The organism is Peribacillus sp. P4_C12 (assembly GCF_056402095.1).
The window spans coordinates 1-1,202 of record NZ_JBFUIB010000854.1 but is presented as its reverse complement, the minus strand read 5'-3'; the positions used below and the strand labels follow the sequence as shown (position 1 = coordinate 1,202).

The 1,202-nt window shown below is 35.9% G+C and carries 2 protein-coding genes; both read right to left on the bottom strand.

Annotated features, from left to right (window positions below; genetic code table 11):
• A partial coding sequence (locus tag AC1DUW_RS29680) for a sulfate ABC transporter substrate-binding protein (RefSeq protein ID WP_477644287.1) occupies nucleotides 1-531 on the bottom strand: 531 nt, incomplete at its 3' end.
• A gap of 297 nt (nucleotides 532-828) precedes the next feature.
• Nucleotides 829-1,202, bottom strand: a 374-nt coding sequence (locus tag AC1DUW_RS29675; protein ID WP_477644286.1) for a nicotinate-nicotinamide nucleotide adenylyltransferase, incomplete at its 5' end; no start/stop codon positions are given.

Genomic DNA, 1,202 nt, shown 5'->3' with positions numbered 1-1,202 from the left:
TTCTGCATAAGCCCATGCAGCCAGATAATTCCACCTTGCTCCACCGCTTGTCTTTGGATTTGGCGTAATTACGGAAACATCCTTTTTGATTAAATCATTCCAATCTTTTATACCTTTCGGATTATCTTTTTTTACTAAAAACACGATAGTTGATGTGTACGGTGTCGAGTTTTCAGGTAAACGTTTTTGCCAATCTTCCGCTAATAAGTTACTAGCTTCATAAATGGCATCAATATCATAAGCCAATGCCAATGTCACGACATCCGCTTCCAACCCATCAATAACCGCTCTACCTTGTTTACCAGAACCGCCATGAGATTGCTGAATCGTTACATCCTGACCTGACTCTTCTTTCCAATGTTTCACAAACGCATCATTAAATTCTTGATACAGTTCACGCGTCGGATCATACGACACATTCAAAAGCTCCACAGACTTAGAGTTCCCTTCTCCTTCTGTTTTTTCTGAATTACATCCTGCTAGTACTCCAAAGGCTAAAATCAAACTTGAAAATACCATCAACTTTTTCATAAACTTCCCCCGTTTTTCACTTTTTCCAACAAAAAAGACATACTATTTCCTTCAATCAATATATAAGGAGATAGTATGCCTTCAGTTTTCTGATCAGCAAATATTCTGTTTTTATGTATCATTACCATAAAACAAAGTATACCAAGTTGTCAACTATGTTTTTTCTTTTTTTCTTCCCGTGACTCTTATTGAGATTAATAAAGTCTGTATTAATGGAATTATATAACCAACGCAAAAGAGCTCAATCTCATGAGATTGAGCTCTTTTGCATTCTTTTTTCTCGCTTATACTAAAAACTCAAGATTTTGATTCTTTTTGATATAACTTATTGTCCACAATATACTGATAACATTGACCAGGCAGTAAATATCTCGGTTCTCCACCCATCGCGAACTCATCTCTTATATATGTCGAACTGATTTCCATGGAGAGACCTTTATCGATAAGGTGAAATTTATTGCCATCATCATAATTTCTCAGCAACGGACTTTTGGAAATGATTTTTAGCATATCTATTCCATCCCGGGCCATGACGATAAATTTATGATTAGCAATCAACTTTTCCCTTAATTTCCAGCGTAAGTGTACCGGTAATTCCTGATTATCAATATCTTCAAGAAGATCGGCACCCATAATGAAATAAACATCATCCTTCGGGTACTGTTGTTTAA